Annotated in this window: 28 protein-coding genes; 11 read left to right on the forward strand and 17 right to left on the reverse strand. The window is 47.4% G+C overall.

The window, feature by feature from the left end:
• Positions 1-24: 24 nt before the first annotated feature.
• The 4 genes from MKY42_RS20605 to MKY42_RS20620 all read right to left on the reverse strand — a co-directional run bounded on the left by MKY42_RS20605 (position 25) and on the right by MKY42_RS20620 (position 3,799).
• Positions 25-633, reverse strand: a complete 609-nt coding sequence (locus tag MKY42_RS20605; protein ID WP_179264116.1) for a hypothetical protein — start codon at positions 631-633, stop codon at positions 25-27.
• Between the two features lie 189 nt (positions 634-822).
• Positions 823-1,554, reverse strand: coding sequence for a hypothetical protein (locus tag MKY42_RS20610; protein WP_090900344.1), 732 nt, complete (start codon positions 1,552-1,554; stop codon positions 823-825).
• Positions 1,555-1,658: 104 nt separating this feature from the next.
• Positions 1,659-2,762 carry a sugar kinase gene (locus MKY42_RS20615; RefSeq protein ID WP_339844298.1) on the reverse strand — a complete coding sequence of 368 codons (1,104 nt, stop codon included), beginning with the start codon at positions 2,760-2,762 and terminating at the stop codon, positions 1,659-1,661.
• Complete coding sequence (locus MKY42_RS20620) at positions 2,759-3,799, reverse strand: SPFH domain-containing protein (protein ID WP_339844300.1); 1,041 nt, start codon at positions 3,797-3,799, stop codon at positions 2,759-2,761. Before MKY42_RS20620 ends, MKY42_RS20615 begins: the two co-directional genes overlap by 4 nt.
• Positions 3,800-4,329: 530 nt before the next feature.
• Here MKY42_RS20620 and MKY42_RS20625 point away from each other — a divergent pair.
• Positions 4,330-4,464, forward strand: a complete 135-nt coding sequence (locus MKY42_RS20625; RefSeq protein ID WP_339844302.1) for a hypothetical protein — start codon at positions 4,330-4,332, stop codon at positions 4,462-4,464.
• A gap of 256 nt (positions 4,465-4,720) precedes the next feature.
• Here the strand turns inward: MKY42_RS20625 and MKY42_RS20630 are convergent, their stop codons facing one another.
• The 4 genes from MKY42_RS20630 to MKY42_RS20645 form a co-directional block, all read right to left on the reverse strand.
• Positions 4,721-5,275, reverse strand: a complete 555-nt coding sequence (locus tag MKY42_RS20630; RefSeq protein ID WP_339844305.1) for a helix-turn-helix domain-containing protein — start codon at positions 5,273-5,275, stop codon at positions 4,721-4,723.
• 242 nt (positions 5,276-5,517) lie between these two features.
• Entirely contained in the window at positions 5,518-6,117 is a 600-nt protein-coding gene (locus tag MKY42_RS20635) for an NADPH-dependent F420 reductase (protein ID WP_179264110.1), read from the reverse strand.
• Between the two features lie 73 nt (positions 6,118-6,190).
• Positions 6,191-6,925 carry an SDR family oxidoreductase gene (locus MKY42_RS20640; RefSeq protein WP_179264108.1) on the reverse strand — a complete coding sequence of 245 codons (735 nt, stop codon included), beginning with the start codon at positions 6,923-6,925 and terminating at the stop codon, positions 6,191-6,193.
• Positions 6,926-7,196: 271 nt separating this feature from the next.
• The gene (locus tag MKY42_RS20645; RefSeq protein WP_179264106.1) at positions 7,197-7,427 is read right to left on the reverse strand and encodes a metal-sensing transcriptional repressor; all 231 of its coding nucleotides are present in this window, start codon (positions 7,425-7,427) and stop codon (positions 7,197-7,199) included.
• On the opposite strand from MKY42_RS20645, the gene MKY42_RS20650 reads away from it, so the two are divergent.
• From MKY42_RS20650 to MKY42_RS20660, 3 genes are all read left to right on the forward strand, one after another.
• The gene (locus MKY42_RS20650) at positions 7,357-7,512 is read left to right on the forward strand and encodes a Tn3 family transposase (RefSeq protein WP_257031355.1); all 156 of its coding nucleotides are present in this window, start codon (positions 7,357-7,359) and stop codon (positions 7,510-7,512) included. The genes MKY42_RS20645 and MKY42_RS20650 overlap by 71 nt on opposite strands.
• Positions 7,513-7,955: 443 nt before the next feature.
• Complete coding sequence (locus MKY42_RS20655; RefSeq protein WP_339844310.1) at positions 7,956-8,162, forward strand: hypothetical protein; 207 nt, start codon at positions 7,956-7,958, stop codon at positions 8,160-8,162.
• An 85-nt stretch (positions 8,163-8,247) separates the two neighbouring features.
• A complete protein-coding gene (locus MKY42_RS20660; RefSeq protein WP_339853014.1) occupies positions 8,248-8,544 on the forward strand; it encodes a hypothetical protein in 297 nt (98 codons plus the stop codon).
• 14 nt (positions 8,545-8,558) lie between these two features.
• Here MKY42_RS20660 and MKY42_RS20665 read toward each other — a convergent pair whose 3' ends face one another.
• The 3 genes from MKY42_RS20665 to MKY42_RS20675 all read right to left on the reverse strand — a co-directional run bounded on the left by MKY42_RS20665 (position 8,559) and on the right by MKY42_RS20675 (position 15,057).
• Positions 8,559-9,575, reverse strand: coding sequence for an iron-hydroxamate ABC transporter substrate-binding protein (locus tag MKY42_RS20665; RefSeq protein WP_339844313.1), 1,017 nt, complete (start codon positions 9,573-9,575; stop codon positions 8,559-8,561).
• Positions 9,576-9,730: 155 nt separating this feature from the next.
• The gene (locus MKY42_RS20670) at positions 9,731-14,092 is read right to left on the reverse strand and encodes a glycosyl hydrolase 53 family protein (protein WP_339844316.1); all 4,362 of its coding nucleotides are present in this window, start codon (positions 14,090-14,092) and stop codon (positions 9,731-9,733) included.
• 245 nt (positions 14,093-14,337) lie between these two features.
• A complete protein-coding gene (locus MKY42_RS20675) occupies positions 14,338-15,057 on the reverse strand; it encodes a YceI family protein (RefSeq protein ID WP_090900366.1) in 720 nt (239 codons plus the stop codon).
• A 191-nt stretch (positions 15,058-15,248) separates the two neighbouring features.
• Between MKY42_RS20675 and MKY42_RS20680 the strand changes: the two genes are divergently transcribed.
• Positions 15,249-15,935 carry a response regulator transcription factor gene (locus MKY42_RS20680; protein WP_090900369.1) on the forward strand — a complete coding sequence of 229 codons (687 nt, stop codon included), beginning with the start codon at positions 15,249-15,251 and terminating at the stop codon, positions 15,933-15,935.
• A complete protein-coding gene (locus MKY42_RS20685) occupies positions 15,920-17,383 on the forward strand; it encodes a HAMP domain-containing sensor histidine kinase (protein WP_179264096.1) in 1,464 nt (487 codons plus the stop codon). Before MKY42_RS20680 ends, MKY42_RS20685 begins: the two co-directional genes overlap by 16 nt.
• Positions 17,384-17,554: 171 nt before the next feature.
• Here the strand turns inward: MKY42_RS20685 and MKY42_RS20690 are convergent, their stop codons facing one another.
• Positions 17,555-18,367, reverse strand: coding sequence for an ATP-binding protein (locus MKY42_RS20690; RefSeq protein WP_179264094.1), 813 nt, complete (start codon positions 18,365-18,367; stop codon positions 17,555-17,557).
• Between the two features lie 362 nt (positions 18,368-18,729).
• Here MKY42_RS20690 and MKY42_RS20695 point away from each other — a divergent pair, with 362 nt between their 5' ends.
• A complete protein-coding gene (locus tag MKY42_RS20695; RefSeq protein WP_090807335.1) occupies positions 18,730-18,882 on the forward strand; it encodes a DUF1540 domain-containing protein in 153 nt (50 codons plus the stop codon).
• 200 nt (positions 18,883-19,082) lie between these two features.
• Positions 19,083-20,540 (forward strand): 4-hydroxyphenylacetate 3-hydroxylase N-terminal domain-containing protein, encoded by a 1,458-nt coding sequence (locus tag MKY42_RS20700; protein ID WP_339844321.1) that lies wholly within the window; start codon positions 19,083-19,085, stop codon positions 20,538-20,540.
• Positions 20,541-20,562: 22 nt separating this feature from the next.
• Here the strand turns inward: MKY42_RS20700 and MKY42_RS20705 are convergent, their stop codons facing one another.
• From MKY42_RS20705 to MKY42_RS20715, 3 genes are read right to left on the reverse strand one after another with little or no spacing between them, the layout of a single operon-like run.
• Positions 20,563-21,129 carry a nitroreductase family protein gene (locus MKY42_RS20705; RefSeq protein WP_339844323.1) on the reverse strand — a complete coding sequence of 189 codons (567 nt, stop codon included), beginning with the start codon at positions 21,127-21,129 and terminating at the stop codon, positions 20,563-20,565.
• Positions 21,130-21,181: 52 nt separating this feature from the next.
• The gene (locus tag MKY42_RS20710) at positions 21,182-21,985 is read right to left on the reverse strand and encodes a hypothetical protein (RefSeq protein ID WP_339844325.1); all 804 of its coding nucleotides are present in this window, start codon (positions 21,983-21,985) and stop codon (positions 21,182-21,184) included.
• A 5-nt stretch (positions 21,986-21,990) separates the two neighbouring features.
• Positions 21,991-22,443, reverse strand: a complete 453-nt coding sequence (locus MKY42_RS20715) for a flavodoxin (RefSeq protein WP_064636952.1) — start codon at positions 22,441-22,443, stop codon at positions 21,991-21,993.
• 262 nt (positions 22,444-22,705) lie between these two features.
• On the opposite strand from MKY42_RS20715, the gene MKY42_RS20720 reads away from it, so the two are divergent.
• The 3 genes from MKY42_RS20720 (at position 22,706) to MKY42_RS20730 (ending at position 24,773) form a co-directional block, all read left to right on the forward strand.
• The gene (locus MKY42_RS20720; RefSeq protein ID WP_339844331.1) at positions 22,706-23,572 is read left to right on the forward strand and encodes a class I SAM-dependent methyltransferase; all 867 of its coding nucleotides are present in this window, start codon (positions 22,706-22,708) and stop codon (positions 23,570-23,572) included.
• Entirely contained in the window at positions 23,569-24,303 is a 735-nt protein-coding gene (locus MKY42_RS20725) for an RluA family pseudouridine synthase (RefSeq protein ID WP_339844333.1), read from the forward strand. The genes MKY42_RS20720 and MKY42_RS20725 overlap by 4 nt, the downstream gene beginning before the upstream one ends.
• A gap of 119 nt (positions 24,304-24,422) precedes the next feature.
• On the forward strand, positions 24,423-24,773 hold the full coding sequence (locus MKY42_RS20730; protein ID WP_090900394.1) for an MGMT family protein: 351 nt from the start codon (positions 24,423-24,425) through the stop codon (positions 24,771-24,773).
• 112 nt (positions 24,774-24,885) lie between these two features.
• Here MKY42_RS20730 and MKY42_RS20735 read toward each other — a convergent pair whose 3' ends face one another.
• Together MKY42_RS20735 and MKY42_RS20740 are read right to left on the reverse strand one after the other, a co-directional pair.
• On the reverse strand, positions 24,886-26,397 hold the full coding sequence (locus MKY42_RS20735; protein ID WP_090900397.1) for a DHA2 family efflux MFS transporter permease subunit: 1,512 nt from the start codon (positions 26,395-26,397) through the stop codon (positions 24,886-24,888).
• On the reverse strand, positions 26,394-26,840 hold the full coding sequence (locus tag MKY42_RS20740) for a MarR family winged helix-turn-helix transcriptional regulator (RefSeq protein ID WP_090900400.1): 447 nt from the start codon (positions 26,838-26,840) through the stop codon (positions 26,394-26,396). The genes MKY42_RS20735 and MKY42_RS20740 overlap by 4 nt, the downstream gene beginning before the upstream one ends.
• Between the last annotated feature and the right edge of the window lie 4 nt (positions 26,841-26,844).

Consider the following 26,844-nt stretch of genomic DNA (forward strand, 5'->3'; position numbering starts at 1 on the left):
CGTTACGCCTCGCCATATCCCCGTTTATCCAGTCTTATGCTGAAGTTTGGTCAACATGCGGACAACTAGCTCCCTGTTCTTGGCGTTCTTGATATAAGCTGGGATGGAATGTGAAGCCGTCTTCAAAGGTACATTTCCAGGTTTCACGCGCAAATCAGCCGAAATATATGAGATCAGATAGTTTAAATGCTCCCGATTAACAGCCCACAGCACCTTACCTCTGATATAGTCTAGAAAATACAATTCCATATTAAACACAGGATCGCACCCATCCTGAATATCGGGATAACACTCTTGGTATGCTCGCTTTTTATGTAATTCGACATGATTAATAGTCCCGCAGTGCGGGCATTCGATATGTGACGCTTTGTGAGTTATCTTTTTCTCATCCGTCACTTCAACATTGAACCAGCGCTCACATCGGACGCAATTGTTCTTGGCCATGTAATCGTATTCCGTCCCTTGAATTCCATGAGCGTAACACTGCAAACATTTCCATGCCAAATGATCTTCTTCTATGACAATAAAGGCATGCCCGCCGCATGATTTACATTTCACATCGACCTGCTCTCCCCGGCGAAGAACAGCGTAGAAGCTGTATTTATAAGCGCCTTCATCCTCGAAACGTTTCATTTTTAATCCCCGCCTTTCCCCTGCATATTAACCATCGCTAAAAGCAATCACTCAACATTTGCCAGTTGTTCTACCTAAAATTATATGTAACTCCAGTGCTTAGCACAAGAAAACACAGCGTAAAAAAAGAGCACCTTATTCCAGATCATCATCCGAAAGGTACTCTTCTCTCCCATATAACTGAATGAATCAAAGGTCAAGCAAAAGGGATACAAGCAATCCCATCGAAGCGATAAAACCTACTACCGGCCCACCTTCTTCGAACGCTTCCGGCATCATGGTGGAACAGATCATCGCAATAATGCCCCCTCCGGCAAATGCCCCAATAGCCGCGGCCATCTCATCAGGAAGCTGCTCCAGGAACAAATATCCGCCCAAAGCTGCAAGTGCAGAGATGATCAGTACACCCAGCCACATGAGGATAATTCTGGAGCGGGTGTATTTATTGCGTTGTAATCCAACCGTACTGGAGAGGCCCTCAGGAATATTGCTGACAAAGATAGAAACAACCAACACCACACTGACACCGTTCCCGGCGAGTAGACTGGCCCCCAGCATGATCGATTCGGGAATGGCATCCATAACCGTCCCTGCAAAAATACCAAGTCCGCTCTGGCTGGAATCTCCGTTACCGGCGTTTTCCGAACGCTTGCGCCCGGCTCCTCCTTTACTGGAAATGAGCAAATCGAACAGCGTGTACACTACGGCCCCTGAGGTAAATCCAATCGCCGTCGGCACAATCCCCCCATCATTGAGCGCATCCCCAATCAATTCAAATGCGGCTGCACCAATCAGGGTCCCTGTACCAAAAGCCATAATCCAGCCAATAACTCGTTTCGGAATTTTCAGAAATAGCGCGGCAAGTGCTCCAATGACAACAGCCGAGGCGGAGATGCCGCCCCACATGAATGCAGTCCACATCCGGGATGACCCCTCTCATGTTCATATATGATCTATCACTCCATTAACCGGAGCATAGAGAACAAAAACAGGGGACATGACCAAAAACGGTTTGGAAATAAAGGTCAGACTACCAGCCGCCCACGCTTCTCCGCTATACCTATAGTAGCTTCTACCCCGGAATTAAATTCGAGAAAGTCCTGTTCTACCCCGTCACTGAAAATAACGCCATCCTCCGGCATCTGGGAGACAATCTGTAAAGGCTGTTTCGGATGAATCTGTCCAAACACGAGATTGGCTGCTGTCGTCCGGCTGGGGAAAGGTTCACGTACTGTATAATACAGATAAGGCGCGTCCCAGCCGAAGTGATTCATGCCGCTCATACTCCCCTGTGCAGATGATGTCGCAGCGATATATGATTCTGAATAAATTTTCCTTCTAGAGTTCGAGGTTGAATGAGAGCTTTTGCTGTCTCTATCGGAGATGAACGCTTCACCCGCTTGGATATGCTGCCACGCTTCCGAACCCACAACTCCAGCAGCACCTGCCAGCACACTTTTGAACCAGCCCGTCGATCCCATTCCCGTGGATACAATCACTCCGCTGGAGGATTGTTGTTCTACCGATGAACCCATGCGAACTTCATAACGAGCGGATACATGCGTCTTACGGCCAATGAACAGATCGTTGACGCCATAGAGATACTGCCCGTCATTGAGCTCCACTTTGGCCAGAGTCACTTCTTTCAGGGAGCGCCGTTTACGAATAACATCAGGAATTAGGAAGCTCAGATCCTCCACCGTAAATGGCAGCAGTACCCCATCCCAACGCATGGGATCAGGGTTTACACCAATGAGCGGCTGCTCGGTTACATACTTGAGTGTATTGGCAACCAGTCCGTCCTGTCCGATCACTACCACAATGTCCTGTGCTCCAAAAATAAAATTGGGCACATGTTCCCGATCAATGGTCTGAACCCGCCCCAGTTGGCTGAGCTGCTGCTGAGCCTGCTGCACGGAATGATGATAACGTCTGTCCTCCTCCAGGTAATCACTGAAGTCTGCTCCCAAGCGTTCAATGTAGAATTGGGCTTGTTGGACCGTATTATAGCGGACCACCAATTCTTCCAGCCTTGTTCTGCGTTTGACCAGAATCAACTTGTATTCGGTCATGGGTTCTCCTCCCCCAGTGTGTGCAGCTACAGTCTGGCTTGCCTTCCCAAGTCTCATCGTGCCCGACCTCCCTGCTCTCTTGTCGGTGGATTCATCAATCCTTGCAACAGATCCGGCGAAATGTTAAGCTGTCCAATTTTCCCGGCATTCTCAGCCAGTTCCTGGAATGCAAGGGCAATCAGTTTATCCGAGTTCATACCCATGTTAGCCATTGCCTGCAGCACGCTAGGTTCCACCTGTTGTAACGAGTTCATCACGGCAGCAATTTCATAGGCTTTGGCATCGGCTTCGGCATTCTGATTGGCAATCGTTAATTCAATGAGCTGTTGCTTCCGTTCTTCCATCGCGGTATTGAATTGGAGCTGTTCCTGTTCCATCTCATTTTGTTTCTGTTTCACCGAACGCTCGGCATGTAATTGCGTTTCTCGAATCTGCTGTTTCTTCGTCACCACGGCAATTTCCGTGTTTAGCTCATTCTCCTTCACTTTCCGCTCCTGTTCAATGGATGCATTGCGACGTACATACAGTGCTTCGTCGGCTTGACGCAAAATCTCTTCCCGCGCTTGTGCTTCCAGTGCACGCATCGTCTCTTTATTGGGCAAAATAGCCAGAATGGACAAACTCATCAGTTCTACGCCCAATTTCTCCAGTTCCTCACTCTGCACCACTTCCCGTTTCATGCTGCTGGCCAGCCGTTCACTCGATTGAATGGCTTCCTTCAGCGGCATTTGCTCCAGATGTTTTTTGGTCAGCACCTTGGCGATCGTAATTACACGTTGATCCAACTTGCCAGGATCGTCGGAAATATATCTGTTTTTGCGCAAATTGTACGTGTAGTTCAAGCTTTGGGTGATTTTCATATAATCAACGATACGATAGCTCAGTTGACCCTGAACGGTAACCGTTTGATAATCGGCTGTTATTTCTTCGAACATAAAGGGAACATCCACCGAAGATACAGGCAGAACCACCACCGATGTCGTTGGCTCATAATAATAAAAGGATAAACCTACACCTTGACGCTGTACCTGCCCATTCTTCACTTTCATTACGTACTCACTGGGTTGAAACTTCACAAATCGGAATCCAAACATCGCTCATTCCCCATTTCTTAATATTGTCATTATGATATTATCGAAATGATAACAAACGGATTTGATATTGTCAATATGACATTAACAACTTTTTTTTGCTTTTTACATCAAAAAAAGACCTACCTTAGGCCGAAGCCTTAAAGCATGTCCATTTTCTATGGATAAATCGAGAGGCAGCTATATAATCGAACCGGTTCGCTCGGTAGGCATAAAATGACTCGATCAAGCCTACGAGCTCCCCGCGTAACACGTTGGCCAGTTCTGCCTAATTTTTTGCGGTACTCATATTTTTTGAGATTTTTGGAGTAAACTTTGAACTTTTCGCTTTATTTAGATAACGGGAAAAACAGGCACCTGAATGGTTAGACACAGTAGCGATGGAATCCTGGAATATACAGAATCGGAGGTGCTTATAAGGAAGGATACGCTATATTCATCAAAAAATTTAAAATTCTCGCATCTCTGTTAGGAGTCTTTAAAGATTTTGATAAAAGAATATTGTAACAAAATCGTAATGAGGAGGAATACAAATGCAACAACAATGGATGGAAATGGTGAATCACGTAGTCGAATGGGGAAAGGGTATTCCTTGGTGCAAGGATTTCCAGGGTGCGAAAGAAACGGTTGAACTCGCCTGCAGCTGCCTCTGTGTCCACCCGATTTAAACATGCAATCAAGAAGAATTTTAAAGCGAAACACAAAGTATCGCAGACGCAACCGAAAATTACGCAAGTAAAGATTCATTTTCAGCAATAATAATATGGCGCTTCGTCCTAGCAAAATAAAATCCCGCCAGTACTGGCGGGATTTTATTTATGCATCGATCTGAAAGAGGCATGCCGCCAACTGCAGGACATTATTCAGATTTGAATTTGCTTTTCATTTCGACAATGAAAGACTCTAAGGCCTCCAGGGAGGGTGCTATTTTCCGGTAGCATAGATGGCACTCGTGATAACATTGAAGAGATGATCGGTCCGTGGCGTGAATGAAGGTTGGCCGACAAGCCAGCCGAGCGCCGATATCAGGGCGAACAAGTCGTCCCCATTCATATCGGCGCGAGCCGTTCCCTCGGTCTGAGCTCGGAGCAATAGTCTCTCGCCTGCTGAGTGCACCGCTACGCATGTAGCATAAAGTGCGGAGTCCGGGTCCGCGTGGGCGCTCGCCATCAAGGCGACAACGCCGCTATAGCTTTGGACGAAAGCCACCTGTTCGCGAACCCAGGACACGAGCGCTTCGTCAGGTGGTTTCGACGTTTCCAGTTCGCCTGCCTTCTGCGTCAGTGCCTCCAGATTCGTACGCAGCAACGCTTCGAACAAGGCTTCCCGCGTCGGGAAATGACGAAGCAATGTGGCCAACCCAACGTCGGCACGGCGGGCGATATCTCGCATGGACGCATCAACACCATGCTCGGCGACGACGTCACGCGCGACTGCAAGTAGATGACTGTAATTTTTTCTGGCGTCGGCTCGCATCATGTTTCACCCCACTCAAAATACGCGACTTTTCTCGGCATACGCCTAGTTATAACTTGATCTGTAAAAACCACAAAAAGATTTGTTTTTGGGACATTCCATCGAAATCATTATATCAAATTCAATCTTCCTCCGCCAGATGATCGGCAATCGTCTGTCTACCGGCGTCGCCCCCACTTCAATCAAACTGTGGCTGCCCCTTGTCCACGAGGCAAGATTGCATCGGAATTTGCGATCACGATCCATCAGTCGAGCTTGAACAAATCCTTAAAGATCAGTTGACCCCAGCTATTTCCGCGCGCCTGCACAAGCAGTCCGCCTTCCGAAAGCCCGCCAAGTTTGATCGGCGCGAAACCGAGATTTTCCGCAAGCACACCAATCTCCGCTGCTGCGCCGTCATCGTCGCTCGCCAGGAACACGACTCTCCTGCCACCATGAACAGCCGGATCTTGCTCAAGGACGGCAGCCCCCAAATGGTTGAAGCCCTTGACCAATCGTCCACCAGTGAAGGCCTGCGCGATGAACTTGGAAGAAGGCTGTCCTCCCAGTTCCTCAGGAGGCACACCGTAGGCATTGGTTACATCGACGATGGTCTTCCCCTGCCAATTGGGGAGCGCCTTCGCGACATCGGGGTGCGACTCGAAACGGACAGCTAGAAAGATGATGTCCGCCTTGACGGCGTCTGCCAATTTTTTGGGAATGATCTCTGGTCCGATCGCGGCCGCAGCGGATGCAAAGCTTTCCGGGTCGCGAGTGGTTGCAACGGATACTTCAATGCCACTTCGGGCAAACGCCTTAGCAAGAGCCTGGCCGATCTTACCGAATCCAATAATTGCGTAACTCATATATTCTTCTCCTTTGGTTTACACGCCCTACGGGCTCCGCATATCGAATGGAGTGTCCGGTCGGGCGAGCGTGTCAGATTTGTGCTAGACCGCCGTCGACGGCGACCTCGCTGGCGGTCATGAAGCTGCTGTCCGATGATGCGAGAAAGGCGGCCACCGCCCCAATCTCCGCCGGATCAGCCATGCGCTGGAGCGGAGTCATCGAGGCGAAGACTTTTTGGCCCTCCTCGCCTAGCGATTCCTTCGCGAGCTCGGTTGCTGTCGCTCCGGGCGATAGTACGTTTACCCGAATGCCGGTGCCCTTCAGGTCCTCCGCCCAGGTCCGCGCGAGGTTGCGCACTGCCGCCTTACTCGCACTGTAGGCGCTCATTGCCGGGGCGCCCGTGGTTCCAGCGCTCGATCCCGTTAGGATGATCGAACCTCCCTGGCCCATCAGCGGCAGCGCCTTCTGGACAGTGAAGATAGAACCCTTCACATTGGTGTCGAAGACTTCGTCAATGTGCTCAGCGGTGATCTCGCCGAGCGGAAGCTGGCTTCCCGCCCCGGCATTGGCGAAGACGATGTCAAGAGTTCCGCGCTCGGACTTCACCGCCGCGTAGAGTCGGTCGAGGTCGGCCAGATCGGAGACCGAGCCCTTCACCGCGCGGGCATTGGGCCCAAGTTCTGCCACAGCGGAGTCGAGCGCTTCCTGCCTGCGGCCGAAGATGAAGACGAAGGCGCCCTCCTCGATAAATCGTTTTGCTGCGGCGAGGCCGATGCCGGTAGCGCCCCCCGTGATGACTGCAACCTTACCTTCAAGCTTTCTCATGAATTTACACCCTTTCATTGTGTTGGACAGCTTCTCTGGCCCATTTGCACAGATTGCTGTACCTTATGGATTTTACTGATCCAGTCACCAAATGCTGTATCTGGATCAGTGATCCGATTATAATGGATCACTGATCCGTTTGTCAAGACAACCATGCGAGCTGACGTCAGAAAAAATTTTAGTCATCAACTTGGGGTAGTACCAGCGTAGATGACACCATCCGGTTAGTGGTGTCATCTATCGTTAAGTCATTTGCCAAAGCAACCACTTCCTATCGAATGTAATTTTCTAATGCTTTATTTAGATCGGACAGTACCTTTTCTTGATTTCCGTGGTGTACAGCGTCCACAACACAACTCTCCAAGTGATCCTTGAGGAGAAGTTTGGCCGCATTGTCTAATGCTTTCTGCACTGCGGCACGCCGCTGGCCAATGACAAGCTTGTTGGATATATTGAAGGAAACTAATTTACGTATTTCGTTTACAGAATTGTTCAAGACCATTCCATCGAGAGAATTAGATCGAGATACCCTGCAAAAGCGGTTGCTCTTATCTCTTTATGGTTTGGGAACAAATACTGGTTTATAGATTGTTAGCGGCAGTGATCGTGTGTGAAAGCTATAAAGATCTCCTTTACATCCGGCGCAAATTCATTCATAAGGATAACCTTCGCAACACGATTTCCAAAGTAGTGAACGCTATTTTCAAAGTACGAATGCAGAAATTTGGGGCGAGGGACAAAAACCTCATAACGAATGGCACATTCCGATTGGACATGAAGGATAGAATTCCATTGGAAGGTGAACTGGTGTGATTGAAAAACGTTTCCGCAAAAAAGAAAGCCCGGGAACTGGCGAAATATCTTCGCGCTGAACCCGGACTATGCTTACTTAAAGAGTTTGTTTCAGCAATTAAGAAGCAAGCTTGAAATTGAGATTCCAAAATCATCAAAGAAGCTACCTTACGTGCTGACAGAAGAAGAATTAAAGGATACTATGAAGTGATTTTGAAAGGACAAAAATTTTCAGGACATGATGATCGTGAAAACCCTTATGTATGCAAGTGTCAGTGAGTTAACCAGCATCAAGCTGGCAGACATCGATTTTCTTTACTGCCAGATTCGAATCAACAAAGGAAAGGGTAGCAAAGATCGCATTGTTCCATTTTCAGACTTCCAAAGAACTACTGCCCATGCACGCAGATCCGATGAAAAAGAAGAAAAAAGCATTTTTGATTGAGTCCTCATGGAAGAAAAAGTACACGGACAGGTAAATCCGCAAGATATTGGCCAAATATTCATAGGAATCCAAATTATCTCAAAACCTGTCACCACATAAATTACGTCACTTTCAATTAGCCTGGCTAAAAAAGCAGAGCATTGATGACGCGCTGATTCAACCTTATTCTGATCATGAAAGCAGAAAGTCGTTAGAAGTTTATTCAAAGCTGGCGATTACCGATGCACAAAATGAATTTAACGAGGCTATTAATCAATTAAATTTCCTATTTAATCCACTCGTTGCGGGTGGTGTCATCAACATGGGTACTCCCCCTTATAATGGGTTAGCTTATGTTATGAGAAGCGCTAGCGTAAACCATTATGAGTCATCTCGTTGTTAATCAACATTCATCATTTATTTGTTTTGTTCAGCGCTCTTCAAGATCAGATCAACAAACAAATCAATCTGGGCTGTAATGGCGATCGGATCATATCGATAGAATGTGTCAAAATCATTCTCGAAGAATCGGTGATTCTTCACCGCATCCAGACCGTTCCATACTTTGGACTGTTTGAATTCCTTCAGCGCTTCGCCTTTTTTCTCAGGATCGTACACCGTCATGAACATGTAATCCGTAGCGTATTCAGGCAATACTTCGAGTGATAGCTGTACAGTCTGATTGTCTTTGCTTACCTTGCTCGGCATTTTCAACTTCAAAGCATTGTATACAACTTGTCCTCCCCGGCCTGCGTTGTCGCCAAAAATCCACAGATCTCCTTTGTCCGTTAACTCGTATAATCCAACGGTCGTATTTTCGTCCACGATGCCTTTCAGCTTCTCACGTCCGTCTGCCGCCTTTTTCTCATAATCGGCAATGAACGCCTTCGCCTGCTCCGGTTGACCGATCAAATCACCAAACAGCTCAACGGTCTTGTAAATATCTGTCGCTGTACCATATGGGATATGCACGGTTGGAGCAATTTTGGAAAGTTCCTCGTAGTTATCATCATACATCACAACGATTAAGTCAGGCGCTAGTTCCAGCGTCTTCTCCACGTTCACCGGATAACCCACATCTGAAGTGTCTTTGAGCTTGTCCTTAATAAATGGATTATCAAAGGCACTTGGCTCCACACCAATCAGATTACCGCCTACAGACAGAATTTCGCCCCCGTAGTAATCGGTCACGATGCGTTTCGGATGTGCAGGAATAGTAACCGTCCCTTTATCCGTCTCATATTCGCGTGTTTCACTTTCCGCCGATTCATTCTGAGCTGTATCGGTTCCAGTGGATTCCTGATTCTCAGTCGTCTGTCCTGAGCCGTTCCTCGTTTCATTCGTTGTCTTTCCTGCATTTCCGCAGCCCGCAAGAACTAGCGTAAACACAATGAATAATGTGCAAATGGAAAGAATCGATTTGGATTTAAACATAAACATGATGCCCCCTATAATTCAATGCTTTTTGTGATAATGGTAATCATTATCATTGGAATCATAGCAGAATTGATTACTAACTGTCTACCATTTCAAACCCATAAACATAGGGATCGAGCCAGAAAGACCCGATCCCTATATCATATATACAATTAGAATTTATAGATCTGCTCCATCATTCTGGCTACAGCCACTGCACCCTGTGCACGATTGGCTTGCATTTTAGGCGCAAACGAGCCATCTGCCATTCCTTTAAGCAGGCCTTGCTCCTGCATCGCTGCAACCGCTTGTTTTGCATATTCAGCGATATCTGCGTTATCATTAAATGCGGTGCTGTTAGGTGTTGAATCAACGGCTGCACTGGTGTTCTGCTTCATGATCTGTATTGCACGGTTTAACATCACCGCCATGTCCTCACGGGTAATACGTTCATTAGCTGCAAACGAACCGTCTGCTCGGCCTTGCACGATTCCCATCTCCAAACCAAGGCGTACGGAATCTGAATACCACTGATCATTCTTCACATCCATTGGAGCTGAAGTGGATGTATCCGGCAAACGTGATTCGCCAATACCCTTCATGATCATTTGCAGAAATTGTGCACGTGTCAGTTCACCTTGCGGACTGAATCGGGTATCCGTCATGCCTGAAATGATTCCTTTGCCATACAGATTCTGAACCTCTTTAATGGCCCAGGAGTAGGATTGCAAATCATTTAACGGCACCTGCACTTCAGTAATCACGAAACGGCCTGATTCAAGTGGCTTGAAAGCCAGACTTTGGGTCATTTCATCATATTGAGCAAAGGTTACTGGTTTCATTTCACCATTTGGCAAAAGGGATTGGATGACCAGCACAACGTCTTCTGCATTTGAATGTTGCACATTCGACATCGCAATTTCAATGGATCTATCTGTCCACTGTAAAGGCTGTCCGTTCAACAACAGATCCACACTGACCACGTTGCGATTGCCAGCAGCTTTCTTTTGCGCTTCAGACAGATTTGCTGTGGAGTCTTCGGCCAGAACGATATCCATTGTATCCCCATCTTCACTACGAGCATCCTTCAATAAACTTAATGGGATGCGGACAGATGTCTGTTTCATGGACAGCTCCAGCGACTGTAATGCCTGAGTACGTGCCCATTCCTGAAGTTGATTTGCATTGAGCTGAAAGGTCGTAGCCTTTGCATCTTTAGGAACATCTGCAATCAAGATTAACTTTTTGCTCCCTGCTCCCATTCCTTCAATCGTTTGAGACAACTGCTTCATATCAGGTTGAATCACATAGGTGCTCACCCCGGTACTTATCCCTTTGAATGTAACGGAACCACTTTCTCCCGGATTACCGGATTCAACAGGTGGCGTAACAGGAGGACTGCCAGTATTCTGCGATGATCCAGGCGTGGAAGGCTGCGCAGGTTGACCAGGCTGTGACGGCTGACCCGGGGTCGACTCTTGCCTTACAAGCTGACTAATAGCCTCTTTCAACGCGTTATCCGCAGCACTGATTTCCTGTACACTGGCTTCTGAGTCATCCTTAATCACTCGAGCAAACGACAGTGCCTGTGCAACCCCCTTCCAGCTTGCGGCCGTGTAATCACTTTGATGCAGCTTCGCAGCGGAATTCACTGTAGTCTCCAACGCAGATTTGTCCGCCGGGAACATACCGTAAGCTTCAAAATCCATAAAGCCTACCCACTGAGAACCAGCGGTAATGGTCAGTTTAATATAACGCGCCTCCGTGCCTGCGGGCAGGATATGCCTCGGACTGGTGGAAACAACCACATCACTTGTTGTATCCACGACTTTGACAAAGTTCTTGTTATCGTTGGATACTTCGATCTTGTATTTAATGCCTCCACTCCACATGGACATTTCCAGCTTGCGGATCACAGCGGTCGCCCCCAGATCCACTTGCCACCAACTATGCACACTTTCGTCTGTTCCCCATGAAGTAGTGGGGTCACTGTCAATCGCTCCCCCAGGCGAGTTGTCTTTTCCACCACCTGTACCGGCACTGCTTGATGCGGTAGCTGTTTTACCTGTTGTTAACGCCTCCAGCAAAACAAGATTGTTATTGGCTTTTCGAAGTGTTGTCAGAGCCTCCTGCACTTCGGCTTGAATGGCATCCTGCTTGTCTCTGACTGTGATAGCCGATGACAATGCCGCTTTCAGGTTTGCCCAGCTTCGCTGTGTATATGATGATTCGGTCAGCTGCTGGGTTTCACCGATGAACTGTGTCAGCTCGGTTTTGTCTACATTGGACAGACCATGAATGGCTGCTTCCACTTGTTTTGCAGCCGTATTCACCTCGGTCTGGGTGGCTCTTGGATCTGCCATGATCTGTTCTGCACGAGTAAGAGCCTTGGTCAGAACAGCCCAGGTTGCAGCAGACCAGTCCGCTTGTTTATATGTTTTGGCTTCGGCAATGATCGCCTCGAGAGCATTCCGATTCGCCGCTATAACATCAAGCTTCTGCATTACCTCATGAAGAGCGGCAGTCGCATCGTCCGTATCCTGTTGGGTTACACCACCAGATGTATAAGCCAATTTGTACGTATTCTCGGCTGCTGCAATGGCTGGAGCGAGTGTGGTCCAGCTTTCAGAGGTAAAATCACTGGATTCAAGTGCCTTTGCACGTGTAATCGCTGCCGACAGCTCCTTCCGATCTGCGGGAAGAATGTTCAGGCCGCGTTTGTACACATCCAGCGATGGCAGGGCACGCCCTTCATACGAGTAACCGCCATTCGCCGGATATTCGTCATAATCGAACATGGCGTGATTCTCCCATGCGTCTCCCTCGGAAGCAATCCAGCCTACATTGGCCGCAATCCATGCCGGTTCCCAATAGAAGAACCCCGCTCCCTTCTGATTTGGAACTTGTGAGATCATGTCCATAATGCCTGCAATCGCATCATATTGTCCCTGTACGGTTGCCGGGAAGGTCGCCCCTCCGACATTCAGCGTTTCGGGATTGCCAATAATATTGCCATGAGCGTCCCCGTTTTTATACGAGAATGGATAGGACGTCTCAGCAATAATGACTTCTTTTCCATATTTCACAGATACTTCATTCATCGTTTTGCGCACATCTGCGAATGTCCCATGCCAGAATGGATAATAGGACAGCCCGATAATATCGTATTTCAAATCCCGTTTCTCCAATTCGCCGAAATACCAATCAAAGGTATCTGCTTTGCCTCCTTCAGCCAAATGGATCATAATTTGAACCTGTTCTCCACCAGGGACATCGCGAACGCCGTCCACTCCACGCTTAAGCAATGCTACGTTCTCATCAAAATTGACTTCACTTTTCAACCCGTTTAATACACCGCTGTTGATTTCATTACCAATCTGAACCATGTCGGGCATGGCGCCTGCTTTCTCCATGTCTCCAACCACTTCACGCGTGTAATTATACACCGCAGTTTTCAGGTCTTCGAACGAGAGGTTTTCCCAGGCCTTTGGACGAAGCTGTTGGCCCGGATGTGCCCATTCATCAGAATAATGGAAGTCGAGCAAAACCTTCATACCTTTCCCCTTTACCCGCTGGGCCAGACGAATCACATCTTCCTTGTCGTTGTACCCATTGGATTTCTGTGGATCATTCCACAGCCGAAGCCGCACATAGTTCACGCCACGGTCTTTGAGAATATCGAGCAGATCGCGTTTTGCACCATTACTGTCCAGATAATAACCTCCATTATCCTCAATGGCTGTTAACGTGGAAATATCCACACCTCTGACAAAATCACTGCGATATCCTTCTACCGTAACGGTAGCTTCAGGTTGAATGGGAGCCCCATATACGTCACCCGTAACAGTAAAGCTGCCTGCTGATGCATATTGTGAAGGATTAATTTCCTCCCATGCAACCGGGACTAGGCCCGATTTCCCGTTCTTGTAATGTGCCGTAACTTTTTCTGGCAGAACAGGAGCAGTACGACTTACAGTAGACACGTTGACTTGATCATAATGCTCGATGTCTGCCGGGTTCCGCACCTCTTCCTCCCCCCAGATTTGAAGCTCGGAAATGCCAGGCCACCAGTCGGTACCCGCATAATAAGGAATCGTGACCTTCACATACTGAACCGCCTCTGCTTCGAAATCCAGATTGACCTGTGATTCCGCTTTATCATTGGCAGAGTGATCTGCCACAGGTGTCCATGTATTTCCGTCCTCAGACACTTCAACCAAAAACTTCACAACCTCATTTGCATCCTTCCACGTTAGTTCCAAACCGGAAAGGTTGTATGAAGCTCCCAAGTTTACCGTCAGCCAATGCGGATGATCTATTGAAGTAGGACTGCTCGCACTCCATTTTGTATCTCCTTTACCATCCACCGCGTTTTCTTTATTGCCCCCCCATTGTAGATCCTCTGAGCTGACCGTAACCGCCTTATTCAGCGCAACGTTTACTTTCGCTGCTGCCGCTGCGGGTCGAACTGCCAAATTCAAATCACAGAACAACATCAGTAATACGAGACAGCCGCTTATGTATCTTTTGTGCACGCTTGATCTCCCCCTTATCGTGTTTGGTTCAACTTGAACAATGCATGTTGTAAACCATTATTATTGTAAGCGCTTTACAACAATCGAGGACACGGTATTATGCCAAGGAAACAGCAGTTATTTTAACAGATCGAATGGTAATTCCTTGCTCATCGCGGATCGATTCCCATTCTTAACAGAAAAAATCTGTCCCTCCGCCTCACTAGGCAGATTAGAACAGATTTTAGCCTTACATACCCAAATGCTTATTTACTGAGCTTCAGCTCCAGTTGGACCTGAATGTCATTTTCAGTAGACAGGACCACCGAATGTGGATTCTCCATACCAAAATCTTCAAAGGTAACCATCGTTGTGGCGGACAACAACACCTGGTCATTTTCATAAGCAGCTTTTACATCAAACGTTACCTCTTTCTCCATCCCTTTTACCGTTAGGGTGCCGTTCATTTTAAAGTCTACAGTCTGTCCTGCCGGCCACTCCGTGGGTACACCTTCAAATGAGGTAGCCGTAAATGTAGCTTGTGGATAGGTCGAAACATCGAAGTAATCTGCTTCTTTCACATGTCCATCCCGCTGGCTATTGCCTGAATCAATGTCACTCATCTCGATCTGTCCATTCGCTTTCATCTGGGACGCATCGTCAACATTAAGGGTCAGGTTACCACTGACCTGCTCGTCCGCAAAATTGACCGTCTCCTGGGATGTCGTGACCGAGAAATATACTTTTGAACCTTCGCTGATGTTCCAGTCTCCATTTAACTGCTCTGCTCCCGCTGCAACGTTGGATACGCTTGTACCACTGTGCGATCCGGCTTCCGTAGTGGACGCGGCAGTGCTGACAGGAAGCACCTGTTCAATCTCAACGTTGTTGCCCAGGTAACTGTTCGCGAAATAGTACCCTCCGCCTCCAAGAATAACAATTGCTGCCGCGCCTGAGATCATCCATGTTTTTGTCTTTTTATTCATCTCTATTTTCCTCCAATGGGTAACTGTATAAGTTGGTTATTTATCAGCATCTTAACAGCCCAATGTGTCAGGATGACGTCAAGAAATGACTTATAACGCATTTTTTTCTGAAAATAATTGCCTCATTGGCATTGTGCTTCCGCTCATGTAAAATCAGTACACAAGCTTCTGAAGTGAAAGGAGACACCTTCTTGAAATCCATACTTATCGTCGAAGATGAACAAGCCATTGCACGCGTGCTTGCTGCCTATCTTCGAAAAGCGGGATTCGACGTTCGCCAGGCAGCGGATGGGCCCACTGCCCTAACTTTATTTGATTCGGATGTGCCTTCCTTGGTCTTGCTGGATGTGATGCTGCCTGGAATGGACGGTTGGGATCTGCTGCGAATCATCCGCGAAAAAAGTGCTTGTCCCGTCATCATGTTAACCGCACTGGATGATATTCAGGACCGCCTGAATGGGCTGAATGCCGGTGCTGACGATTATATGAGCAAACCCTTTGTGCCCGAGGAAGTGGTCGCCAGGGTCAATGCTGTGCTTCGCCGCAATCCACACTGGACAGCTGAAGGTGAAGGCAAACGTTACTTTGGCAATCTGGTCATTGATCTGGCTGCCAAACAGGTACTTTTGAACGGTGCCAAGGTTGCACTCACACCACGTGATTTGTCACTGCTCCTGTTTCTGTCGGAATACCCCAATCGCACATTCACCCGGGACCATCTGATTGAACAGGTATGGGGCATGGACTATGACGGAAGTGACCGGGCTGTGGACCTGTCGATCAAACGGCTGCGTCAGGCGTTATCCCACTGGCTGCCTGAAACGGGAGAAATCCGGACTTTACGGGGAATGGGGTATCAATTTTGGATCGCCAACTAAAACGAAATACACCAAAACGTAAAACATCCATTCTGTCCTACTGGACGCTTCGTTATTTTCTAATCCTCTGCATCGGTTTCACCATTATTGTTGCAGGGGCACTCTACTGGATCAGAACCACTTCCATTGAGAAAGGTCTCAAAACGGCCCAGCTGTTAGGGCTGGAAATCGCCGAGAAGGTCACAGGAACACAAAACAACCTGTATATTCCTCCGGATCTCGACAGGCTCGTGGACAAGCGTACCAAGCTTTTCAATACAGATAATTACTTTTGTATTATGGTGCTCGACAACAATAATCAATTGATTTATTCCCAACCGAAAATGACGCAGCAGGATGTGTATTACAGGTTGTCTGACGACCTACGCGAACCAAGAAACAAAAAATTCGCCGGGGTGATGGTTAACGTGATAGATGACGATCAGATGCTGGGTAAAGTGTGGGTCATGCAATCCAAAAAGTCCATTGCATACAATCCGGAAACGATGCTGGTGGTGTGCATCCTGTTCGTTGCTTTAATCCTATGTGGTTGGTTTACGATCTACCTCCTGTCCCGCAAGCTGTCCAGGCCTATTCGTCAAGTCGCCCATGCCGCGGAGCAGATTCGAAACGGAAACTATGAAGTGAATTTGGATCTGAACACACGGGAACGGGAGATGAATGAACTCGTAGAGTCTTTTCGCGAGATGTCCATTCGTTTGCAGCAATTGGAGGAATGGCGTGCCCTGTCACTTGCTGGGGTAACCCATGAATTAAAAACGCCGGTAACGTCCATTAAAGGACTCGTGATGGCTGTCCGGGACGATATTGTTAGTCCGAAGGAAGGAAAGGAATTTCTGGACATCGCACTCAAAGAATCCGAACGGATGGAACGCATGGTCGCTGACCTGCTGGATTACAATGCGATGAGCGCTGGAAGTGTTGCTGTTCGTCGGGAACGCTTAGATTTGAATTTGCTGGTAAGTGAGATTATCTATCAGTGGAAAATCGCTTATGAGGACAAGTCTCCCGAGATTGAATTGCATACACCATCGGGTACGCTCTATACCATCGGTGATGCCCTTCGGATTCAGCAGATCATTGTCAACCTGCTCAATAACGGGCTGCAAGCAGCCACTTCCGACCAAGCTGCCGTCTTTCATATCCGTTTGCGCGCGGTGGAGGACAACTTGTTTGTTGATGTGCAGGATAACGGTATGGGGATCACTAAAGAAGATCAACCCAAGATCTTCGAACGTTTTTACCGTGGCGAGATCAAAAAACGCCTTACCCGTGGGCTGGGTCTGGGACTGACCTACAGCCGCTTGCTTGCTCGTGCTCAGGGAGGGGAGCTATCCTTAACCTCCAGCAGTCCTGAAGGCAGTCTTTTCACCTTAACTTTGCCACGATGGTCTGGTCCTGAAAAAACAGAGAAAGAACCGTCTTACCGCGCAACGGCTAACGCCTAAATTCAATGCATCAAATCAATGCATGCATGTCATAAACGGGCTTTCTTCATCTGCCAAAGAACAAGACCCAACGGCCTATGCAGCTTGCTGAAATAACGAATAGCCCGACATTCCTTCACAGGAACCGGGCTATTCGTTATGTGACAGTGGTTGCTGATATTCATATACAAGCTATGTGGCCAGAACCCGCGGCATATATTCTGCATACGCGTCATTAATGAATTGCTCATGTAATGGGCTGTTGGCAATAATGGCTTTCCGCTTAGCTTTTAAGACAATCTGCTCTACATCCGCATAACTGCATCCTGCGAGGCGTTCACACGTGAATTCTTCCAGTCGGCTCTCCTGCTCAAACTGCCCCATCAGCTTGCTAATATATAATCTGCGGCTTGATTCATCCGGAATCCCATAGGTCATTTTGGTATCAAATCGCCGCCATATCGCATGATCCAGCTGTCTCTCCAGATTCGTAGCGGCAACCAGAATACTGTCTCCATCGAATTCATCAAGACACTGCAACAATGTATTGACGACACGAGCCATTTCTTTAACCTCATCATTACTTTCACGCGTACGACCTACGGCATCAAATTCATCTAGAAATAACACACAGGGGTTAGCCCGTGCATATTCAAATAATTTACGGACATTGCTTCCCGTCTCTCCAAGATGGCTGTGTATAACGGCATCAAGCCTTACAAGGACCAGAGGAAGCTGAAGTCGGTGTGCCAGATGGAAAGCAGTTAAGGTTTTGCCTGTGCCCGGTGGACCAAACATCACCATTTTGTTCGGCATCGGTACATCATGTTCTGCAAACTGCTCTTTCATACCGAGAATCGTAATAAACTCCTCCACAACCCGTGCATTGTCTGCAGAGAATACAATATGCTTTGCCTTGCGGCCACACTCTTTCGGCGAATAAAAAGCGGCCATATCGATGCCTTTCGCTCGGGGAATCCGGTTTATGTGATTGGTTTTGCTCATCGTTGATCGTTCTCCTTCTTCTATGTCTCAGGAAGTCATCCAGGTTATATCGTATCGATTCATTCTCATTTATATTTAATGATCTTTTAATCGTAATTATTACTATTAAATAATAACATAAGACGGCCTCTTTGCAAAGTTTATGTGACTTGTCCATCATTTATCGTGAGTCCAGTCCAATTTGTTGCAAGCGGTAGTAAAATTTGCTATTCTAAATATGCATCGTTGTGTATAACGCAAAAAAGCCCTCTATTTACTCGAGAGAGCACAAAATATTTCCAGATTTGCAAGCGGCAACTTGCCAATTCCGGATGTTCTTTTATACCAACGACTGTAATCCAATTAAAGCGAGGTTATCAATCATGGCAAAAGACGTATTATGCGAGGTTAACTCCTGTCGTCACTGGGCTGAAGAGAACAAATGCAACGCATCTTCAATCTACATCGTGAGTCACAGTTCCAAAAAAGTGAGTGAATCCGCTGAAACGGATTGCAAAACTTTTGAAGTAAAATAACAAATTCAAATTGTACAAGTTAAAGGAGCCGTATGGTTCCTTTTTCTTTTTCTATTGTAACAAGAATGATAATTATTATCAAGCTCTTTTCTGCAAAATCTGAACTCCCCTCTCTTCATGCACATTGGACTGCCTATTCACGTACACTACGAGAGCAGTCAAACTGCCCATGAACGAATAGATCATAGAGGTGAGTAACGATGCCCGTAAAAAGTGGCAAACAGTATATCGAACGTATCGATGCCCAGACGGTCCCATGCTGGTATAAAGGAGAACTTGTTACTGGAAAACGTTCTGAACATTTTGCGTTTGCAGGTTTGATGCAGACACAAGCGAAGCTGTACGATCTTCAGTCCGATCCGCATTTGATCGATACGATGACTTATGCATCCCCAGCTGACGGAAAACCAGTCGGTATGTCCTTTCTGCCTCCAACCAGTGTGGATGACCTGCGCAGACGCCGAGAAGCAATGAACATTTGGTCAGGGACTCACCATGGTTTTCTGGGACGATCACCCGATTATATGAACACAGCAATTATGGCCTTTTATACCGGAGCAGATATTATTGAAGAAGTATCGCCACAATACGCCGAAAATCTGAGAAACTACTATGCCTACTGCCGGGATAATGATATTACCCTCTCCCATGCCTTTATCCAGCCTCATGCCAGTAAAATGTCGGGACAATTGGACGCGACCGAAGATGCCATTGCCGCCAAAGTGGTTGATCGCACTGAAGAAGGTCTGATCATCAATGGTGCATTCATGATGGCCACTCAGGCCGCTACGTCAGACGAAATCCTGGTATATCCTTCCCCTTCACCGGCACCGTTCGACGATGAAAATCCGTTCGCTTTTGCCTTTGCTGTACCGAATGACCTGCCTGGAATTAGTCTGATCTGCCGGGATACCTACGCAGCCGAATCCAATTTCAACTATCCTCTCAGTTCCAGGTATGAAGAGATGGATAACATCGTCATTTTTGATCATGTGCTTGTTCCTCATGAACGGATATTCTTCGTCGGTAATGAGGAATTGTCTGGCCGTCTTTTTAGTGGAAGCCATTTTCACATTCACGCAGGACATCAGGTCATATGCCGGTATATCGCCAAAACGGAATTTGTCCTGGGCACCATCCAGTTACTCGCTGACACGCTCGATCAAGCTGCTGAAACGCATGTGATAGAGAAAACAGCCAGGGTACTCGCTGGTCTTGAATCGTTAAAAGCACTGGCTCTGGCAGCAGAAGCCGGTGCTATAGATGATGGACGGGGATTTATAATACCTGCCCCCAAACCGTTAATGGCAGCAAACCTTTTATTTCCCAAGCTGTATCCAGAGATGATTGAAATCTTACAGCTCCTGGGTTCCAGCGGTGTAATTATGGTGCCTCAGGAAGAAGAATTCCGCTCCGATATCGCACCGCACCTGGATACGTACCTGAGAGGAACCGACATGGTATCTCAGGAACGCACAGCATTGTTTCGTCTGATCTGGGAGCTTGGAGCAGGATCTTTCGGTGGCAGACAGACCCAGTTCGAACGTTTCTTTTTTGGTAACACGATCACCGTGTCGAACCGGCTGTATTCAGCAGTTTCTGCAGATCAATCCTATCGTCAGCTCGTTCGTAAGTTTATTGCCAAAACCGGCAAGTAAGAATGAGGGATAATCCCCCCGTTTAAACCAGATGGTCGTAAACCGTCATCAGTTCAGAGGCTGGTCTGCCTGCGTCGGTGTCCCGAAGTGCAGACTGGTCTCCGTAACCGATGTGGAATACACCCAATACCTTTTCCTTACTCGTTAAACCCATCAAATTCATAAACACGGGATGCTGTTGATAATCATTGATCTTCCAGACGGCATTCAAACCCTGTTCTGCTGCCAGGATGCAAAAACGTTTGCTCCAGGCTTTTGCAGGCAAAACATGGTCCTCCCTGGCACTTGAAGGAGCGACAACAACCAGATGTGCCGGAATAGCTTCTGTATATTGATATGTAGCCCAGTCCCCGTAGCGATCTGCCAAATGTGGTGGGTAACTCTGTCTGACCGCCTCCAGATACAGTTGACGTCCTTCACTGGCAAACAACATAAACCGCCAAGGCGCTGAACTTATCACATATAAAGATGGATCTGCTTCATCCAGCAACCGTCTTATCACCGACTGTGGTACAGGCAACGGGCTGAATTCACAAGTTCCTGTACGTTTCTTGCCGCTTGCTGTATCTTGTCTCAAACCGGTAGACATAGCTCATCCCTCCTTAATCTGCACGATAGTTCGCAACATCCCTTGTCATTCTTTACATCAACCAGTTTTTTTTCGGTTCTGTCTCACTTCTCCACCGATCAACTTCATCATGCACTCTCGCTTTGTCCTGAACCGTAAATTGGTCAGATTCCACCTTCTCTGTGCTAGAAATGCTGTCACGAATCAGTCGAATATAGTCCATCGATCGGACAAGCGATTGACGTCCCGGGATACATCTAATCTTGCGACCTTCAAGCAAACAATAAATTTCGATCATGCCTGGCAGCTTGCCAAATGCTTCCCAGCAGAACACGCTCACCATATGCTGGAACGCCTCAACGACGTTTGGATCATGGACAACCATATATTTTTGGATGAGCAGCGAATCCCAGCCCTCTGGCTGCCAAGCCGCCTGGAAGATCATGGACAGATGCATCGACAAGGTAGGAAGCTCCGTTCGCCATTGTTCAAACAGAATGGTCGGATGCTTCAAATCATCGTTCATCGCAATTGCAAGGGATAATTCATCCGTAATTTTGTTTTTTACATCCCAGTAATGAAGTACAGATTCGAATCCGGTCGCTTTTCTAGGCCACCACTTTTCGAGTAAATACTGTACAGGCACCTCTTTGCGCACTTCCGGGTCCAAACTGTAAAAAGCATTGACTGCATGGCTGACTGCATATTGAACACGGTGTCTCCATTGCAGCGCTGAGCGCTGTTCAGCCTCCGGTTCCGGGCGGATGAACCGATGCGGGCTGCGCAGCATCTCTTCCAATCTGTAATCTTCAAGCAGACGTAGCGGGGTGTCTGACATTCCCGGCTGCAGAGCTGCCTGAACATTATGTCTTAACATGATTTTTAGGACACCTGTAATCCGGCAGCAGCAAAACGTTTGCCAAAGTCACGGCACGTATCCTTCTCCTGCTCCATCGGACTATATTCAATCTTCAGCATCTCTGGAGATACCTCCGCCCCACGCTCCACCAGCTTCGCTGCCGCGAGATCTACGGCCCCGCAGTACTGCTCATAAGAAGTATCGCCACTTCCGAACACCGCTGCCCGTTTGCCACTCAGATCAAGCTCATCCAGCTCTTCGTAAAAATCGAGGAATTCATCCGGCAGTTCACCGTCTCCCCACGTGTATACGCCAATGAGAAACCCGTCATAATCAAGCACATCAGCTGCATTGCAATCCGTTACGGACTTGAGATCCACTTCATGCCCACCTTGTTTGATTCCTTCGACGATCAGTTCCGCAATCTCTTCCGTATTTCCTGTCATACTTGCATAAGCCACTAACAATTTAGCCATCTATTTTTCCCTCACTTTTTATTGATCATGTCATACTGTTCCTGAAGAAGTAACATTTGAAATTATCAAAATCATATGTGATAATGATTATCATTGTCAAATTAAATTTTCATTTCTATTCCAATTCAGTATATGGGGATGAACCAAATTCAACACTACGAAAAGCAATTCACCCTTTCAGGCGCCCATCGCAACTGGCGTACAGGCCCTTTTTTGTTGTACAATAGTATCCAAATGACTTTTGAAGGATGGATAAATCATTATGTACGTAGCAAAGAATTGGAAGGACTATGAAGTAATCGATACAGGAGGCGGCGAAAAGCTGGAGCGCTGGGGCGATGTAATTTTGCGCAGACCCGATCCACAGATCATTTGGCCCCTTGAAAAAGAAACCAATGAATGGCGCCAGGTTCACGGTCATTATCACCGCAGTTCTTCGGGCGGCGGCAGCTGGGACATGAAAAAACCGATCCCGGAACGCTGGACCATCGGATACGAAAACCTGAAATTTCATATTAAACCAACCAGCTTCAAGCATACCGGTCTGTTCCCTGAACAAGCGGCTAACTGGAGCTGGATGATGGATAAAATTGCTGGAGCAGGCCGTCCCATCTCTGTATTGAACCTGTTTGCGTATACAGGTGGTGCAACTGTTGCTGCTGCTTATGCCGGAGCTTCCGTTGTGCACGTGGATGCCGCTAAAGGCATGGTACAGTGGGCTAAAGAGAATGTTCAATTATCCGGTCTCGCGGATCGTCCTGTTCGTTTCATTACAGACGATGTATTCAAATTCGTACAGCGCGAACAACGTCGCGGCAATCGGTATGACGCGATTATTATGGACCCGCCTTCCTATGGCCGCGGCCCTAACGGAGAGACATGGAAGCTGGAAGAGAACCTCTACCCTTTCCTGAAATCGTGTATGGAAATTTTGTCCGATAACCCATTATTCATGCTGGTCAATTCCTATACAACCGGTATTTCGTCTACTGTTCTGCGCAACATGCTGACAATGACGATGTCTGCTCAATACGGCGGTCAAATTACAGCAGGTGAAATCGGTCTTCCCATTACCCGTAGTGGTCTGGATCTGCCATGCGGCATCTTGGGCCGCTGGGAGTCCTCATGATGTCCGAACATTCGCAAACAACGGGAAATATTCCGATTCTGTTTGAGGACAATCATTTGTTAGGCATTACGAAACCAGTCAATGTGCCTACCCAGGAAGATGCATCGGGTGATCCGGATCTGCTTACACTGCTGAAGCAGGATTTGAAAGAGCGATATAACAAACCTGGTAACGTTTATCTCGGATTAGTACATCGACTGGACCGCCCCGTTGGTGGTGCAATGATTTTTGCCAAAACATCGAAGGCTGCTTCAAGATTATCCGAGACGGTTCGGGGACGTCATTTCCGCAAAATATATGCGGCTGTTGTACATGGCAAGCTGCCTGCACAACATGGGACGTTAAAGCACACGCTGCTGAAAGATGCGCGTACCAATACCGTTACTGTTGTGCCCAAGGGTACAACTGGTGGTAAAGATGCTGTTCTGGATTATCGGGTCATCGGCGAAACGGACCGTTACAGTCTGGTTCACATCGAGCTGCACACAGGCAGATCACATCAGATCCGGGTCCAAATGAAAGAAATGGGCTGTCCGCTGTTCGGAGATCAAAAGTATGGTGCAAGTGTGAATAAGCCCGGACAACAAATTGCGCTCTGGTCTGCGATCGCTGCTTTTCCCCACCCGGTAACGAAGGAAGAAATTGTGCTGCAATCCCTGCCTCCCCGTGAATTCCCATGGGCAGAGTGGCCGGCGGCTGTGTATGATAAATCATTTAAAGCGGAACATTAATCGATCTATTTTTAATAATCATTCACAAGATCAGATCAATCCGACCGTCAACCGTGTCATCCAGATTCCTATCTGAATGGCACGGTTTTTTACTCCAATGGAAAGGAAGAGCCACTCTTATGACACCGTTTACGAAACAGGTCGTCGCTATCATCGCAGCAATCCCTGAAGGAAAAGTCATGACGTATGGACAGATCGCCGCTCATGCAGGCAGCCCAAGAGCTGCCAGACAGGTTGTACGCATTCTGCACTCCATGAGCCGGAAGGAGCGCCTTCCCTGGCACCGTGTCGTCAACGCCAAAGGGCTGATAGCCATTCCCGACGAGCATTCCCGTTTGATGCAGGAGTCGGAGCTCATTAGCGAGGGCGTTGAATTTCAGATGGATGGAAGCATCAACCTCCGACTCTTTGGTCATGATCCTGGTCCTGCCTTCCTACTTGATCTTGATGTATCGACCGATGAAGAATAAAGTCCAAACAAGGCATAACAAAAAGAGAGTTCAAGCAGTGTGATCTGCCTGAACTCTCTTTTGTATATATAAGACCTTTATTACATGAATAATAACAGTAATCGAGTTTGATTTAAGCTGTTGCATTCACTTTTTGTTGCTCAGTGGTTACAGGTTCAGTAGCCGGTTTTGTTTTACGGATAAAGAACGCCAGCAGCAGTGCAACTACAGTCATCGCTGTCGCTACAACAAACGCATAGTTTACGCCGTAAATTGTTGCATCTGCAGTAGCACGAAGCATCGCAGCCTTATCATCTGGAGAGATTTGACCAGTTGCCAAAGTATCAGCCAGATGGGATTTCAGCTTGCTGCTCATAATCGTAACAAGAATCGCTGTACCAATTGCACCCGCAACTGTACGCAATGTGTTGGACATCGCTGTACCATGTGCATTCAGGCGCTGTGGAAGCTGATTCAGACCCGCTGTTTGAATTGGCATCATCAACATCGACATACCGAACATACGAGCTGTGTAGATAAACATCATGTAACCATAAGTAGTGTCAATCGACAGTCGGCTGAGCCCCCAAGTTGTGACAGCGGTAATGGCAAGGCCGGCAACGGACAACCAGCGTGCTCCGACTTTATCGAAGATGCGACCTGTGATTGGAGACATAATCCCCATCAGGATGGCGCCCGGCATCATCAGCAAACCAGATTCAATCGGTGAGAATCCACGAATATTTTGCAAGAAAATCGGAAGCAAAATCATACCAGCGAACATCGCCATCGTAACAAGCATGTTAATGATCGTTGTTAATGTATACATGTTGTATTTGAAAATACGGAACTCCAACAGCGGATGATCGGTTGTCATCTGTCTAATAACGAACAGGATCAGGGAAATGGCCCCTACGACCAGACATGCAATTACAATTGCACTGCCCCATCCGTCTGTACCCGCATCACTGAAGCCGTACAACAAGCTACCAAAACCGAGTGTGGATAAAATAACACCTGGATAGTCCAATTTAGGTTTGGATTGACGTGTTACATTTTTGACAAACGCAATACCGATTGCAGTTGCAATCACGGAGAATGGCAAAATGATATAGAACAACAGTCTCCAGGAATAATGCTCAACCACATAACCTGACAGTGTCGGTCCAATGGCAGGAGCGAGAATCATCGCGATCCCCATCGTACCCATAGCCTGACCACGCTTCTCAATCGGGAAGATGGTCAAGAATACAACCGTCATCAGAGGCATCAGGATACCTGCCCCTGCCGCTTGAATAACACGACCGACCATCAGAATACCAAAGTTCGGACTTAGACCACAGACCAAGGTCCCTAATGTAAAGAGCGTCATGGCCGTAATGAAAATTTGACGTGTTGAGAATTTGGCGATCAGATACGCCGTAACCGGAATCAACACACCATTGACGAGCATATAACCCGTAGTCAGCCATTGGGCTTTATTCGCTCCGATGCCGAGGTCCTCCATAATTTTAGGAAGAGCTACGTTCATCAAAGTTTGGTTCAGGAAGGCGACGAATGCACCGATTAACAATGCGGCCACAATCGGGCCTTTCTTAATGTTGTCCATCGCAGAGGATGGCGCTGCTGCTGCAGTAGTACTCATTGGTTGTTCATCTCTCTTCCTTCTAGCTTTTCCATCATTTGATTATGAATTCTTAGCAGGTGCTCAAGGTCTTCCTTCGGGATATCCAGAATCGGTGACACTCGCTCCATCCACAAACGGTGTGTTTCCTGCTGGGCCTTTTCCCCTTTATCCGTAATCTGAAGCTTTACGGATCGGCGGTCCGAGTCGGAACGTGTTCGCACAATGTACTCACCCTTGACCAGGCGCTCCACCACAGCGCTCATGGAGCTGCTGCCCATATGACAGAGGTCAGCCACTTCATTGATACCAATTGAAGGGCGCTCTCTCAGAATGGATAACACCATGAATTGAATTGAAGTGAGCTCAATTTCCTTGTTTTCATTCCAGAATACCCGGAAGAGCATTTGATTGACCTGCCGAAACGAATTAATAATGTAGAATACTTCGTATGTGTCAGACATTAAT

The sequence above is a fragment of the Paenibacillus sp. FSL W7-1088 genome (assembly GCF_037969855.1).
GTDB lineage: Bacteria > Bacillota > Bacilli > Paenibacillales > Paenibacillaceae > Paenibacillus.